The 15,023-nt window shown below is 40.2% G+C and carries 13 protein-coding genes, 1 tRNA gene and 1 rRNA gene (1 of these 15 cut by a window edge); 13 read left to right on the forward strand and 2 right to left on the reverse strand.

Features of this window, described 5'->3' with window-relative positions:
* The 3 genes from EUBELI_RS03345 to EUBELI_RS03355 form a co-directional block, all read left to right on the forward strand.
* A 23S ribosomal RNA gene (locus EUBELI_RS03345) occupies positions 1-2,337 on the forward strand; it begins 551 nt to the left of the window's first position.
* A gap of 139 nt (positions 2,338-2,476) precedes the next feature.
* Positions 2,477-2,547 (forward strand) — tRNA-Trp (locus EUBELI_RS03350).
* A gap of 109 nt (positions 2,548-2,656) precedes the next feature.
* Positions 2,657-3,157 carry a DNA-deoxyinosine glycosylase gene (locus tag EUBELI_RS03355; protein WP_041688003.1) on the forward strand — a complete coding sequence of 167 codons (501 nt, stop codon included), beginning with the start codon at positions 2,657-2,659 and terminating at the stop codon, positions 3,155-3,157.
* 8 nt (positions 3,158-3,165) lie between these two features.
* On the opposite strand, the gene EUBELI_RS03360 is transcribed toward EUBELI_RS03355, so the two are convergent.
* Complete coding sequence (locus tag EUBELI_RS03360; RefSeq protein WP_012738945.1) at positions 3,166-3,345, reverse strand: hypothetical protein; 180 nt, start codon at positions 3,343-3,345, stop codon at positions 3,166-3,168.
* Between the two features lie 71 nt (positions 3,346-3,416).
* Between EUBELI_RS03360 and EUBELI_RS03365 the strand changes: the two genes are divergently transcribed.
* The 4 genes from EUBELI_RS03365 to EUBELI_RS14340 are packed head-to-tail and all read left to right on the forward strand — an operon-like array spanning position 3,417 to position 5,425.
* Entirely contained in the window at positions 3,417-3,872 is a 456-nt protein-coding gene (locus EUBELI_RS03365) for a GNAT family N-acetyltransferase (protein ID WP_041688005.1), read from the forward strand.
* Positions 3,873-3,883: 11 nt separating this feature from the next.
* A complete protein-coding gene (gene hypB / locus EUBELI_RS03370) occupies positions 3,884-4,594 on the forward strand; it encodes a hydrogenase nickel incorporation protein HypB (protein ID WP_012738947.1) in 711 nt (236 codons plus the stop codon).
* A complete protein-coding gene (hypB, locus tag EUBELI_RS03375; RefSeq protein WP_012738948.1) occupies positions 4,587-5,264 on the forward strand; it encodes a hydrogenase nickel incorporation protein HypB in 678 nt (225 codons plus the stop codon). Before hypB (EUBELI_RS03370) ends, hypB (EUBELI_RS03375) begins: the two co-directional genes overlap by 8 nt.
* A complete protein-coding gene (locus tag EUBELI_RS14340; protein ID WP_012738949.1) occupies positions 5,264-5,425 on the forward strand; it encodes a hypothetical protein in 162 nt (53 codons plus the stop codon). Before hypB (EUBELI_RS03375) ends, EUBELI_RS14340 begins: the two co-directional genes overlap by 1 nt.
* A 3-nt stretch (positions 5,426-5,428) precedes the next feature.
* Here EUBELI_RS14340 and EUBELI_RS03380 read toward each other — a convergent pair whose 3' ends face one another.
* Positions 5,429-6,235, reverse strand: a complete 807-nt coding sequence (locus EUBELI_RS03380) for a S8 family peptidase (protein ID WP_012738950.1) — start codon at positions 6,233-6,235, stop codon at positions 5,429-5,431.
* 157 nt (positions 6,236-6,392) lie between these two features.
* Here EUBELI_RS03380 and EUBELI_RS03385 point away from each other — a divergent pair, with 157 nt between their 5' ends.
* The 6 genes from EUBELI_RS03385 to EUBELI_RS03410 all read left to right on the forward strand — a co-directional run bounded on the left by EUBELI_RS03385 (position 6,393) and on the right by EUBELI_RS03410 (position 15,000).
* A complete protein-coding gene (locus EUBELI_RS03385; RefSeq protein WP_012738951.1) occupies positions 6,393-7,154 on the forward strand; it encodes an SDR family NAD(P)-dependent oxidoreductase in 762 nt (253 codons plus the stop codon).
* A 92-nt stretch (positions 7,155-7,246) separates the two neighbouring features.
* Positions 7,247-8,185: a carbamate kinase gene (arcC, locus tag EUBELI_RS03390; protein WP_012738952.1), complete on the forward strand. Its 939-nt coding sequence runs from the start codon at positions 7,247-7,249 to the stop codon at positions 8,183-8,185.
* Between the two features lie 200 nt (positions 8,186-8,385).
* Positions 8,386-8,724 (forward strand): hypothetical protein, encoded by a 339-nt coding sequence (locus tag EUBELI_RS03395; protein ID WP_148231337.1) that lies wholly within the window; start codon positions 8,386-8,388, stop codon positions 8,722-8,724.
* 104 nt (positions 8,725-8,828) lie between these two features.
* Complete coding sequence (locus EUBELI_RS03400; protein ID WP_012738954.1) at positions 8,829-10,466, forward strand: ABC-F family ATP-binding cassette domain-containing protein; 1,638 nt, start codon at positions 8,829-8,831, stop codon at positions 10,464-10,466.
* A gap of 280 nt (positions 10,467-10,746) precedes the next feature.
* The gene (gene thiC, locus EUBELI_RS03405) at positions 10,747-12,093 is read left to right on the forward strand and encodes a phosphomethylpyrimidine synthase ThiC (RefSeq protein ID WP_012738955.1); all 1,347 of its coding nucleotides are present in this window, start codon (positions 10,747-10,749) and stop codon (positions 12,091-12,093) included.
* A gap of 129 nt (positions 12,094-12,222) precedes the next feature.
* Positions 12,223-15,000 carry a DNA translocase FtsK gene (locus tag EUBELI_RS03410; protein WP_012738956.1) on the forward strand — a complete coding sequence of 926 codons (2,778 nt, stop codon included), beginning with the start codon at positions 12,223-12,225 and terminating at the stop codon, positions 14,998-15,000.
* Positions 15,001-15,023: the final 23 nt, after the last annotated feature.

Genomic DNA, 15,023 nt, shown 5'->3' on the forward strand with positions numbered 1-15,023 from the left:
TGTTTACAAGCTGTCGAAGCACGAAAGTGCGACGGCGTACTTTTTGTAGAACGGTCCGGCGAGTTATGATGAGTGGTAAGGTTAAGGACTTAAGGTCCGGAGCCGAAGCGAAAGCGAGTGTTAAAAGCACGGTTGAATCGCTTATCATAGACCCGAAACCGGGTGATCTATCCATGTCCAGGTTGAAGCTGCCGTAAGAGGTAGTGGAGGACCGAACACACATCCGTTGAAAAGGGTGGTGATGAGGTGTGGATAGGGGAGAAATTCCAATCGAACCCGGAGATAGCTGGTTCTCCTCGAAATAGCTTTAGGGCTAGCCTCTGGTTAGTCTGCCGCAGGTAGAGCACTGAATTTCCTAGGGGGCGTCAAAGCCTACCGAAGAATATCAAACTGCGAATGGCGGACAGATGATGCCAGGGAGTCAGACTGCACGAGATAAGTTGGGTGGTCAAAAGGGAAAGAGCCCAGACCTACAGCTAAGGTCCCAAAGTGTGTGTTAAGTGGAAAAGGATGTGGGATTTCGAAGACAACTAGGATGTTGGCTCAGAAGCAGCCACACATTAAAAGAGTGCGTAATAGCTCACTAGTCGAGAGGTCCTGCGCCGAAAATGTCCGGGGCTAAAACACAACACCGAAGCTTAGGAATTCACATGAATTGGTAGAGGAGCATTGAAGACGGAACGAAGCCATACCGAAAGGAATGGTGGACTGTCTTGAAGAGAGAATGCCGGAATGAGTAGCGAGATTGAAGTGAGAATCTTCAAGGCCGAATATCTAAGGTTTCCAGGGTAAAGCTGATCTGCCCTGGGTAAGTCGGGGCCTAAGGCAAGGTCGAAAGACGTAGTCGATGGATAACAGGTTGAAATTCCTGTACTGCATCAAATCAGAAATGTGGGGACACATGAGGGAAGCATGAGCCGGAAAAGGAAAGTCCGGTACAAGCGCAGCAGAGGACAGATAGGCAAATCCGTCTGTCAACTCAAGGGCGCGATGTGGAGCGAACCAAAGTAGCGAAGCATGTGGAGCTTGTGTCGAGAAAAGCCGCTATAGCGTTTGATGTACCCGTACCGTAAACCGACACAGGTGGATGAGGAGAGAATCCTAAGGCCGGCGGGAGAAGCATTGTTAAGGAACTCGGCAAAATGACCCCGTAACTTCGGGAGAAGGGGTGCTCCAGAGATGGAGCCGCAGAGAACTGGCCCAAGCAACTGTTTAGCAAAAACACAGGTCTATGCAAAACCGAAAGGTGAGGTATATGGGCTGACGCCTGCCCGGTGCTGGAAGGTTAAGAGGAGATGTTAGCCGCAAGGTGAAGCATTGAATTTAAGCCCCAGTAAACGGCGGCCGTAACTATAACGGTCCTAAGGTAGCGAAATTCCTTGTCGGGTAAGTTCCGACCCGCACGAAAGGCGTAATGATTTGGGCACTGTCTCGACAATGCACCCGGTGAAATTGAAATACCAGTGAAGATGCTGGTTACCTGCGCCAGGACGGAAAGACCCCATGGAGCTTTACTCTAGCTTGATACTGGGGTTCGGTATTGCATGTACAGGATAGGTGGGAGACTGAGAAGATGTGTCGCCAGATGCATCAGAGTCGATGTTGGGATACCACCCCTGCAGTACTGGGCTTCTAACCTGCAGCCGTGACCCGGCTGGGGGACAATGTCTGGTGGGGAGTTTGACTGGGGCGGTCGCCTCCGAAAGAGTATCGGAGGCGCTCAAAGGTTCCCTCAGAATGGTTGGAAACCATTCGAAGAGCGCAAAGGCAGAAGGGAGCTTGACTGCGACACCGACGGGTGGAGCAGGTACGAAAGTAGGACTTAGTGATCCGGTGGTATGAAAGTGGGATTGCCATCGCTCAACGGATAAAAGCTACCCTGGGGATAACAGGCTTATCACTCCCAAGAGTTCACATCGACGGAGTGGTTTGGCACCTCGATGTCGGCTCATCGCATCCTGGGGCTGTAGTAGGTCCCAAGGGTTGGGCTGTTCGCCCATTAAAGCGGTACGCGAGCTGGGTTCAGAACGTCGTGAGACAGTTCGGTCCCTATCCGGCGTGGGCGTAGGATATCTGAGAGGAGCTGTCCTTAGTACGAGAGGACCGGGATGGACTGACCTCTGGTGCACCGGTTGCATTGCCAAATGCATAGCCGGGTAGCCAAGTCGGGACGGGATAAACGCTGAAGGCATCTAAGCGTGAAGCCCCCCTCAAGATGAGATATCCCATAGCATAAGCTAGTAAGACCCCTTGAAGACGACGAGGTAGATAGGCAGAAGGTGGAAGTGTGGTGACATATGGAGCTGATCTGTACTAATAGGTCGAGGGCTTAACCAAGAGAAAAGGTTAAGACGGTTTGGATAGAACAAAGAGAGTTATTCTTAAGAGTAATCGGATGAAAAATATTTGCAAAGACAGATACGATATGATATATTTAATGTGCAGTTTTGAAGGAACAATCCTTCTCCTTAAAGATAGGGGATTGGTCAAATGGTATGATAGGGGTCTCCAAAACCTTTGGTGGGAGTTCGATTCTCTCATCCCCTGCTATTTAAAGGATTTAAGTTGAATTTCAGCTTGAATCCTTTTTTTGCATTTAAAAAGATTAATTACAAAGTTGCTAAAACTATATAATAATAATGATGAGGAGATAATCATGAATGAATCTAAATATGAGCATATAGTACACCCATTTCCACCGTTGTATAACAGTGAATCAAGAATACTGATACTTGGAAGTCTGCCATCAGTTAAGTCAAGAGAGCAGATGTTTTTTTATGGACATCCGCAGAACAGATTCTGGAAAATGATTAGTGGAGTATTTGAAGAGACAGTTCCGCAGACGATAGAAGAAAAGAAGGCATTTATGTTAAAGCATAATATTGCATTGTGGGATACAATATATAGCTGTGACATAATTGGTTCTAGTGACAGTAGTATTAAGAATGTTGTTCCAACAGATTTGAAAAGCATTATAGATAATTCTAAGATTGAAAAAGTAATATGTAATGGGAAAACATCAGGAAAATATTATGAAAAATATCAGATGAAATATCTGGGAATTAAACCAGATATTCTTCCCTCAACAAGTCCTGCAAATGCTGCATATTCATTGGGGAAACTTGTTGAGATATGGAAGAAATCTATAATATATTAGATTTTTAATTATTTTTCAGGCTTAACAACATTAAGAGGCATCATAAGATGATCTATAAGGATGCTGTAAGCTTTATCACCATTACCAGCTTTGAGATAATCAAAGTATTTCTTGTGTTCATCTAATGTACCAGTAATACGTCCATCAACCTCAAGAGCTGACTGAGAAGTAAGTTTTATCAGATACATTAGTCTTTTAATTTGCCAATAAATAAATACTATGATATCATTAATTATTATGTAATAAAGGAATGATTCATATGGATAATATTATTATAAGAAGCATGAAAGAAGAGGATTCTTCAGAAGTCCTTGAGATGATGAAGGTGTTTTATGCCTCACCAGCACTGCTTTCAGACCCTTCAGAGGATGTTATGAAAAGGGATATTGCAGATTGTCTTGGAGATAATCCGTTTATAGAGTGCTTTGTATTTGAGAATAACACAGGTGTTATCATGGGTTATTCAATGGTTGCACACAGCTATTCTACTGAATGTGGTGGTAATTGTGTGTGGGTTGAAGATATATATATTAAGCCGGATTACAGAGGAAAGAATATTGCAGGTGAGTTCTTTGAACATCTTGACAATATGTATGGAAAAGAAGCTGTCAGATTCAGACTTGAGGTTGAAGAGGAGAATGAAAGGGCAGTGAAAGCATATAAGAAGGCTGGATTTGAGAAGCTTGGTTATGTGCAGATGGCTAAGGATTACTAATTGGAGTTGTTATGAATAATAGTTATAATGAAAGAAGCATGAAGATAATTGACCTTAAGAAAACTATCTTAGAGGACAATGATGCTGATGCTGACAGATTAAGAGAAGAGCTAAAGAAGAAAAATGTATTCTATATGAATGTCATGTCAAGTCCCGGTTCGGGTAAGACTACAACTATTGTTGGTACAATTGAAAGACTTAGGAAACATTTTAATATAGGTGTGATGGAAGCTGATATTGATTCTGATGTTGATGCACTTACTGTTGCTAAGGCAGGAGTGTCAGCAGTACAGCTGCACACAGGCGGAATGTGTCATCTTGATGCTGATATGTCAAGACAGGGAATGGCTGCGTTAGAAGCTGAAGCAGATAATGCACTTGATTTTATTATACTCGAGAACGTTGGTAATCTTGTGTGTCCGGCTGAGTTTGATACAGGCGCATGTCTTAATGTGGCAATTCTTTCAGTTCCGGAAGGAGATGATAAACCACTTAAGTATCCGCTTATGTTTGAGAAGTGTCAGGTTGTGATTATTAATAAGATTGATTCCATGCCGGCATTTGATTTTGATATGGATAGGGTTAAGAATAATATTGCAATGAGAAATCCGGAAGCAGTAGTTTTCCCTATTTCTGCAAGAACAGGAGAAGGAATGGATGCATGGTGCGAATGGCTAAAAGACAATGCAGCACAATATTTAGGAGAGAACCAGAATGGGTAATGTAAGAGTAATTGATGTACATCAGAGTGTTTATGCAGTTAATGATGAGATAGCTGCTAAGACAAGGGCAAGACTTAAGGAAGAGAAAACATTTATGGTTAATCTTATGTCAAGTCCGGGAGCAGGTAAGACTACGACTCTGTTAAGAACAGCTAAGATGTTAGGAGACAGATACCGTATAGGAGTTATGGAAGCAGATATTGATTCTTCTGTTGATGCTGAGAAGATGGCGGCAGCAGGGATTACTTCAATTCAGGTGCATACAGGCGGAGAGTGTGCGATGGACGCTCATATGACTATGCAGGCGCTTGATGAATTTGATACAAAAGGTTTTGACCTTCTTGTTATGGAGAATGTCGGTAATCTAGTATGTCCGGCTGAGACAGACACAGGAGCATCGCGTAATGTCGTTATTCTTTCGTATCCTGAGGGTGATGATAAGCCACTTAAATATCCTCTTATGTTCGAGGTGTGTCATGTAGTTCTTATCAATAAAATTGATACTAAAGAGTATTTTGATTTTGATGACGAAGCAGTTGTTGAAAGAATTCACGAAAGAAATCCATTAGCAAAGGTATTTTTCGTTTCAGCTAAGACTGGCGAAGGCTTTGAAGAATGGATAAGCTGGCTTGACAATAATATTAAGAAATGGATTGGAGGTACAGTCTGATGGTAGACAGTCGTAATTTTAAAAAACAGAATCAGAAAGGACAGGGGTTAAAGAAACATAAGTGGATTCCGCTTGTTGTTATCGTATTGCTTGCACTTATCCTTATTCTTGTACAGTATTTTATGCTTGATATTCTTGTAGCAGTTAATAGTGCAAAATAGTAATCAGAGATTAAGAAATTCGGAAATATTTAATAATCCCCAGCCCTGCAGATTATCCGGCAGGGCTTTTTTAGTGCAGCAGGAATGAAGCCTTTTTTTAATATCTTTAGGAGACATGTCTTTTTTTGTCAGAACATTTGCAATTGCACCAGAAACAACCGGGGCAGACATGGAAGTTCCGCTTTTTACAGAATATCCGTTAGCAGAATTATTGCATGACCTGATATATGAACCATTTACAATAAGTTCTGGTTTTACTATACATTCACTGGTTGGACCTCTTCCTGAATAGAAATCTTTGCCATCCGTGGAACCAACTGTGATAATTTTCTTGCAGGTTCCGGGAATTGCAACAGTTTGTCGCCCCGGTCCTTCATTTCCAGCGGCTGCGACAACAATAATATTATTGTCCCAGAGCTTTTCAATTGCTTTTTCAAGTGCAATGAGATTTTCCTTTTCGCCAAATGTGGTTGCACCGAAGGATATATTGACAACTCTTATATTCAAATCCTTCTGATGGGAGATTATCCAGCCAGCGGCATCTAAAACATTTTCAATCCTGCCATTGCCAAGTCTGTCTAATACCTTGATTCCTGCGAGATTGGCAGCAGGGCAGATTCCTTTGATTCTGCCGTGGCTTGCATAGCCGCTGCCTGCGATAATTCCACTTACATGGGTGCCATGTCCACAGTCATCATAAGCATTTTTTCTGCCATTGACAAAATCCTTGAAAGCTACTATGCGGTTTTTGAAATCTATATGAGGATATATTCCTGAATCTATTACAGCAACAGTGATTAATTTATTCATAATAATTATTTTCAGAACATAATATATATATTTTAGTATATTCAGATTGGGTGGTTTAGTGCGGTTATATTACAGGGATTAGATGTGACTAATTATTCATTTACTTTCTTATAAAAAATTGATATAATTTAAATATTAAAAGTATGGAGGTATTTTAATGAAACAGTTAAATGAAAAAGTTGCTATTGTAACAGGAGCAGGTCAGGGAATAGGTAAAGGAATTGCTCTTTGTCTTGCAAAAAGAGGGGTTAAGGTTATTGCAACGGGACGTAGAGCAGAGCCAATTGAGCAGACAATTGCAGAGATTAAGGAATTAGGTGGAGAAGGCTTCGCCATGACATGCGATTCAGCAGACAGAGCAAGAGTTGAAGAGGTTGTTAATGTTGCTGTAGAAAAGTATGGAACAGTTGATGTTGTAGTTAATAACGCACAGGCTATCGTTCCTTCTGCTCCAGTTGAAGAAACTTCTTATGATAATATGCTTAAAGCATGGCAGAGTGGTGTAATCGGCTCTCTTAACTATATGCAGGCTGCATTCCCTTATATGAAGGAACAGCATGAAGGAAGAATTATTAACTTTGCTTCTGCAACAGGTATGTTTGGTATTGCAGGACAGTTAGCTTACGGTTCTAATAAAGAAGCTTTAAGAGGTATGACTAAGATTGCAGCTAAGGAATGGGGACAGTATGGTATCTGTGTTAATATCGTTCTTCCAGGAGCGGAATCACCAGCAGCTAAGGCATGGGCTGAGAAATTTCCAGAGGAATATGCGAAGCAGGTTAACCTTAATCCTATGAAGCGTTTTGGTGATCCAGAGATAGATATTGCTCCTGTCATTGCATTTTTAGCAGGTCCGGATTCATGCTATTTCTCAGGACAGAGTGTGATTGTTGATGGTGCTAATTCTATAATGCCATAATGTCTATATACATATTGAAAAAATTTGCTTTTTGGCGGTTCATGGAATATAATGTTTACATCAATAATAATCGTGTATGAGAGGTTTATGTTATGGATAATAAGAGAATTGTAGTTGCCTTAGGAAGAAATGCATTTGGAAAGACATTTCCAGAGCAGCAGCAGAATGTTAAGAAAGCAGCAGTGGCAATAGCTGATCTTGTAGAAGCTAAGTATCAGGTTGTTATTACACACAGTAACGGACCACAGGTTGGGATGATTCAGACAGCAATGACTGAGTTCGCAAGACTTGATCCTGATGACAGAACAGTTGCTCCTATGTCTGTATGCGGAGCCATGAGTGAAGGTTATATTGGATATGATCTTCAGAATGCCATAAGAGAAGAGCTTATTAACAGAGGAATATATAAGACAGTTTCAACTATTATTACTCAGGTAAGAGTTGATCCTTTTGACATTGCTTTCAGTGAACCATCTAAGGTTATTGGTAGATATATGTCTAAAGAAGAAGCTGATGCTGAAGAAGAGAAGGGAAATTATGTAGTTGAAGAAGAACCTGGTAAGTTCAGAAGAATAATTGCTTCACCTATGCCTATTGATATATATGAGATTGATGCTGTCAAGGCATTACTTGATGCAGATCAGGTTGTTATTGCAGCGGGCGGTGGCGGAATTCCTGTATTACAGCAAGGTTCACATCTTAAGGGCGCAAGTGCTATTATTGAAAAGGATTATACAGCTGCCAAGTTAGCAGAGCTTGTTGGAGCGGGAACATTACTTTTCCTTACAGCATATGATAAGCTTACTATAGGAAAGGGAACACCAGAGGAGAAGGTATTTGATACAGTTTCTGCATCAGATCTTCACCAGTATATTAAAGATGGACATTTCCCAGCAGTTACAACTTTCCCTAAGGTTGACGCATCTATCAGATTCGTAACAGCTGATAAGGAAAGAAAGGCTGTTATTGCTAATCTTGAGAAGGCTAAGGAAGGTCTTGCAGGAAAGACTGGAACAACAATTACAGCGTAATATTTTGAATATTATATGGAAGCACGGGCATTTTTGTCCGTGCTTTTTTGCGCCTGATTTTACCGTTCGCGACATAAAAACGACGGATTACGACGAAAAAACGACCGATTACGACATGTTTAACACAAAGCGGGAAAAAGCTGATATACTTATGAAGTCGGAATAATAATCACGATTGGGGGAAAATGCTGGTATTTAATATGTTTAACAAAAAGGATGAAATGTGTATATGCTTTGAAAGATATTTTCTGGCGATGGGGAATTCGCTTGAAGATTTCTGGAGTATTAATAAGAAGTACATGCAGGGATTTTCAAGAGAGGAGGATGAGGAATACATAGGAAAATGTAAGAAAGTTCTTATTGTTATGTCGAAGGAATTTATAACTGACATGTTGTCTTTATATTATATGGATGTGATAAGAAGTCTTAAAGAGCAGGGAGTCATAGAAGTAATGGCCATGATAGGAAATGATGTTAATCTGCCATCAAGATATGAATGGATTAATGATGCAGATGTCAGCAGGATAGCTTTTTATTAATATTTGCTTGCATTTATGTTCCAGAATCTCTATAATCAACTTTGTATGATTATTTTTATAATAGATTATTATCTGTTATGCGTATTTTTTGGAGGAGATTATTAATGATTAGTGCTAACAATGTAACACTTAGAATCGGTAAGAAGGCTCTTTTTGAAGATGTTAACATTAAGTTCACAGAGGGTAACTGTTATGGACTTATTGGTGCGAATGGTGCCGGAAAGTCAACATTTTTAAAAATTCTTACAGGACAGATAGAACCTAGCAAGGGTGATGTTTCAATCACACCAGGTCAGAGATTATCTTTCTTAGAGCAGGATCACTTCAAGTATGATGAATATAATGTTCTTGATACAGTAATCATGGGTAATGACAGACTTTACCAGATTATGAAAGAGAAAGAAGCTATATATGCCAAGGAAGATTTTACAGAGGAAGATGGTAACAAGGCAAGTGAGCTTGAGGCTGAGTTTGCAGATATGAATGGCTGGGAGGCTGAATCAGATGCTGCACAGCTTCTTAACGGACTTGGAATCGGAACAGATCTTCATTATAAGACAATGGCTGAGCTTAACGGTAGTGAGAAGGTGAAAGTTCTTCTTGCAAAGGCTTTATTTGGTAATCCTGATATTCTGCTTTTAGATGAGCCTACTAACCACCTTGATCTTGATGCGATTGCATGGTTAGAAGAATTCCTTATTAATTTTGAGAATACTGTTATTGTTGTATCGCATGACAGATATTTCCTTAATAAAGTATGTACACAGATTGCAGATATTGATTATGCGAAGATTCAGCTCTATGCAGGTAATTATGATTTCTGGTATGAGTCAAGCCAGCTTATTATCAAGCAGATGAAGGAAGCTAATAAGAAGAAGGAAGAAAAGATTAAGGAATTACAGGACTTTATCCAGAGATTCTCTGCCAATGCTTCTAAGTCTAAGCAGGCTACTTCAAGAAAGAGAGCTCTTGAGAAGATTGAATTAGACGAGATTAAGCCATCAAGCAGAAAGTATCCATATATTGATTTCAGACCAGCAAGAGAGATTGGTAATGAAGTACTTACAGTAGAAGGAATTTCTAAGACTATTGATGGTGTTAAGGTACTTGATAATGTATCATTTATTGTAAATCATGATGATAAGATAGCATTTGTTGGTTCTAATGAGCTTGCGACAACTACACTTTTCAATATTATTACAGGCAACATGGAGCCTGATGAGGGAAGCTACAAATGGGGTGTTACAACTTCACAGGCTTATTTCCCTAAGGACAGTGCTGCAGAGTTTAACAGAGAAGATACTATTGTTGAATGGCTTACACAGTATTCACCAGATCCGGATCCTACTTATGTAAGAGGATTCCTTGGAAGAATGCTTTTTGCCGGAGATGACGGTGTTAAGAAGGTTAAGGTATTATCAGGTGGAGAGAAGGTAAGATGTCTTATATCCAAGATGATGATATGTGGAGCAAATGTATTAGTATTTGATGATCCTACTAACCACCTTGATATGGAGTCAATCACAGCTCTTAACAACGGACTTATTAAGTTCCCTGGAGTTACATTATTTACATCACACGATCACCAGTTCATCCAGACAACTGCTAACCGTATTATGGAAATTGTTCCAAGCGGACAGCTTATTGATAAGATAACAACATACGATGAGTATCTTGCAAGCGATGAGATGGCAAGAAAGCGTCAGGGCTTTGCAGAAGCAGCTTCTGATGATGAAGATTAATAAACAGCAATGGACAGCCGCACTTATGTGCGGCTGTCTGTGCGTATGAGCTGCGAGCAGAGTCAAGATGAGAATAAGAATGATTGACAAATACTACACATTTGTTATACTTATCACATATTATATTTGCAGGGGAGCATAAGGGCTGTGTAAGCAGTGGCTGCTGAGAGGGATTAAGTTCCGACCCATAACCTGATGTGGATAATGCCACCGTAGGGATTCTTTAGAGGGCTTTTAGCTCTTCATTTGATTGTTTCGAAATCGGATTTCCACAAGGCTTATGATTTTCCTGTTAATTATCCAGAATGGAGGAATACATATGGAATACGCAACACAGATGGATGCTGCAAGAAAAGGCATTGTTACTAAAGAAATGGAAATTGTTGCAAAGAAAGAAAATATAGATGTCGAGAGTTTAAGACAGCTTATAGCTAAGGGACAGGTTATCATTCCTGCCAATAAGAATCATAAATGTCTTGACCCTAACGGTATCGGTAATAAGTTAAGAACTAAGATTAATGTTAATCTTGGAACTTCAAGAGACTGCGTGGATCTTGATATGGAGCTGGACAAGGTTAATAATGCTGTAAAGATGGGAGCAGAAGCTATCATGGATCTTTCTTCTTTCGGTGATACACAGAAATTCAGAAGAAAGCTGACAGCAGAATGTCCTGCAACAATAGGAACAGTTCCTATATATGATGCAGTTGTATATTATCATAAGGCACTTAAGGATATCACAGCACAGGAGTGGCTTGATGTTGTAGAAATGCATGCTAAAGACGGCGTTGATTTCATGACTATACATTGTGGTATCAACAAGGCTACAGCTAAGAAGTTCAGAGCAGATAAGAGACTTATGAATATTGTATCAAGAGGCGGTTCTATCATATATGCATGGATGGAGATGACAGGAAATGAGAATCCGTTCTTTGAATATTATGACAGAGTGCTTGAGATATGCCGAGAATATGATGTTACAATGAGTCTTGGAGATGCGTGCAGACCGGGATGTATTATGGATGCATCAGATATCTCACAGATTGAAGAGCTTGTTACACTTGGCGAGCTTACAAGAAGAGCATGGGAGAAGGATGTCCAGGTTATGGTTGAAGGACCAGGACATATGCCTCTTAACCAGATTAAGGCTAATATGGAGATTCAGCAGACAATATGCAAGGGAGCACCTTTCTATGTATTAGGACCTCTTGTTACTGATATAGCTCCAGGATATGATCACATTACAGCAGCAATCGGTGGAGCTATCGCAGCTACTTACGGAGCTTCATTCCTCTGCTATGTAACACCTGCAGAACATTTAAGATTACCAGATCTTAATGATGTTAAGGAAGGAATTATTGCTTCTAAGATTGCAGCACATGCGGCTGATATTGCAAAGGGCGTACCGGGTGCAATGGACTGGGATTATAAGATGGACAAGGCAAGAAAGGTTCTTGACTGGGAAGCAATGTTTGACGTTGCGATTGACCCTGAGAAGGCAAGAGCTTACAGAGCTTCATCTAAGCCTGAGAAGGAAGATACATGTTCTATGTGTGGTAATTTCTGTGCAGTAAAGAATATGAACAAGATTATGGAAGGCGAGATTGTAAGTATATTTGATGAGTAATAGCATATATGAAAGGGGTTGCCATGGTGGTGGCAGCTCTTTTTTTATATAAAGAATGTGATTTGCCATGAAACTGGATAAATGTTATAATTAAAAAATGTGAAAATGCGATATTAAGGAGTGAACTTTATGGCAAATACAGCCAGCAGGAATGGTAAAAAGACTACCACTCAGAGAAAGAAAACAAATACTTCAGGCAGGAAAAAGCAGCCGGCTAAGTCTAAGCAGCCAGTAAAGAATAAGCAGATTCAGGATAATCAGTTAAGGAATGATTGTATAATACTTTTTTCGATAGCATGTGCGATAATACTTATACTTACGAATTTTAATCTTGCAGGGACATTGGGCAGAGGAATAAAATGGTTTATGTTTGGTGTTTTTGGCGTGATGGAATACATTTTTCCATTTGTACTTGCAGCAAGTGTTATTTTCTTAATGGTAAACAGGGATTTAATAAGAGTTGCAAGAATTAAGACCGTAGCGGTTTACGGACTTCTTATTGTATTATGCGGAATGATTCAGTGTGTATATAATAAGCCGGCGGTTATGGAGAGTAATGTGGGAGAAGTATTTACATATTGTGCTGATTATAAGGCAGGAGGAGGATTTTCAGGCGGCATATTATGTAAAGTACTGAGTCCGATAGGGGCTATTGGAACATTTGTAATATTAATGATACTTGCAATTATATGCATTGTTATTATCACAGAAAAATCTTTTGTGTCAGGGCTTAAGAATGTAAGGAATAACAGCCAGAGAATGATGCAGGAGGCAAAAGAAGATTATTCGGCATACAGACAGCATTCTGCAAGCAGACATGAAAATGATATGTCAGATGAAGAGTATCATAGGCTAAGAGAAGAAGAGAGAGCTAAGGCAAGATTAAGAAAAATTGAAAAGAAAGAGAAACAGCTTGCTGAAAAGAAGGCAAGGGAAGAATATCTTGCCAATGCCAGAATGAATAATGTTGTAAGAGGCGTGACTTCTGATACACTTATAACAGGTGATGTCCAGCCGGAGCCAGAGATAGATATACATGAAATTGAAGTTGACCGTGAAAGAAAAGATGAATATTCAGCCGATATATATGAGCCTGATAATAGAATGAAACCTGTTGATAAAGCACAGGTGATTGTTGATGACAGTGATGATTTGTTTGAGAATTTGTATTCGGATGATAAATCTGCTGACAGTGTTATGCCTGCACAGTCTGTTCAGGAGATTCAGGATGATTATTATTCAGAAGAACTACAGTATCAAGAGGCAGATGCTTCTGACAGTATGATGGATAATTATTCGTATTCAGAACCAGATGCGGATGAAGATGTATACGATATGCAGGAAGATGAAGCAGCAGATTATGCTGGAGATATTCAGGAAGAGCCAGAAGCTGATGTACAGGATAATGTAATAACAGAAAGTTCTGTGCCTGAAAAGAAACCAAAGAAGGTATACAAGTTCCCACCGATAAGTTTATTAAAGAAAAATCCAGGGGCGGCATCCGGCGGAAAGGCTGAGTACAGAATGACCGCGCAGAGATTACAGGAGACTCTGCTTACTTTCGGAGTTAAAGTTACAATAACTGATATAAGCTGTGGACCTACAGTTACAAGATATGAGTTACAGCCGGAACAGGGGGTTAAGGTAAGCAAGATTGTATCTTTATCAGATGATATCAAGCTTAATCTGGCAGCCGCTGATATAAGAATTGAAGCACCAATTCCAGGTAAGGCAGCTATAGGTATTGAAGTTCCTAATAAGGAAGCCGGAAGTGTATATTTCAGGGAACTGGTTGAGTCTAAGGAATTTAAGGAAAGCCAGTCAGCGATATCATTCGGAGTTGGTAAGGATATTGCAGGAAAGACTATTATTGCAGATATTGCGAAGATGCCTCATATGCTTATTGCCGGAGCAACAGGTTCAGGTAAATCGGTATGTATCAACACAATTATTATGAGTATTCTTTATAAGGCAAGGCCGGAGGATGTAAGACTTATAATGGTTGACCCTAAGGTTGTTGAGTTAAGTGTGTACAACGGAATACCACATCTGTTATTACCAGTTGTAACTGACCCTAAGAAGGCTGCGGGAGCGCTTAACTGGGCTGTTAATGAGATGACAGACAGATATAAGAAGTTTGCTGCTATGCAGGTTCGTAACATCAAGGGATATAATGATGTTGTTGTCAAGAAGAATAAGGAGGGCATAGACCCTCCAATGGAGAAGCTTCCACAGATTGTCATTATCATAGATGAGCTTGCTGACCTTATGATGGTTGCACCGGGTGAGGTTGAAGATGCAATATGCCGTCTGGCTCAGCTTGCTAGAGCGGCCGGAATACATATGGTTATAGCAACGCAGAGACCTTCTGTTAATGTAGTAACAGGACTTATCAAGGCAAATATTCCGTCTAAGATAGCATTTGCAGTATCTTCGGGAATTGATTCAAGAGTTATCATTGATATGAATGGTGCTGAGAAGCTGCTTGGAAAGGGAGATATGCTCTACTTCCCATCTAATCTTCCAAAGCCGCTGCGTGTTCAGGGCGCATTCGTATCTGATGAAGAGGTTGAAAATGTTGTATCTTTCCTTAAGGAGAATGCAGAGGAAGTATCTTATGATGAGAGTATTGCACAGGCTACTGTAAGTCAGGAGAGCATGCCTGGCAGCAGTAAAGGCGATGATGAGAGAGATTCACTTTTTGCTGATGCAGGAAGATTTGTTATTGAGAATGAAAAAGGCTCAATAGGAAGTCTGCAGAGACATTTTAAGATAGGCTTTAACAGGGCAGGACGAATTATGGACCAGCTTGCTGATGCAAAGGTAGTAGGACCGGAGCTTGGAACTAAGCCAAGAAAGGTTGAGATGACAATGGAAGAGTTTGAAACACTTCTAAAGCAGCAGTAATATAAGTAATATATACTATAAAA

This window comes from [Eubacterium] eligens ATCC 27750 (assembly GCF_000146185.1).
Classification (GTDB): domain Bacteria; phylum Bacillota; class Clostridia; order Lachnospirales; family Lachnospiraceae; genus Lachnospira; species Lachnospira eligens.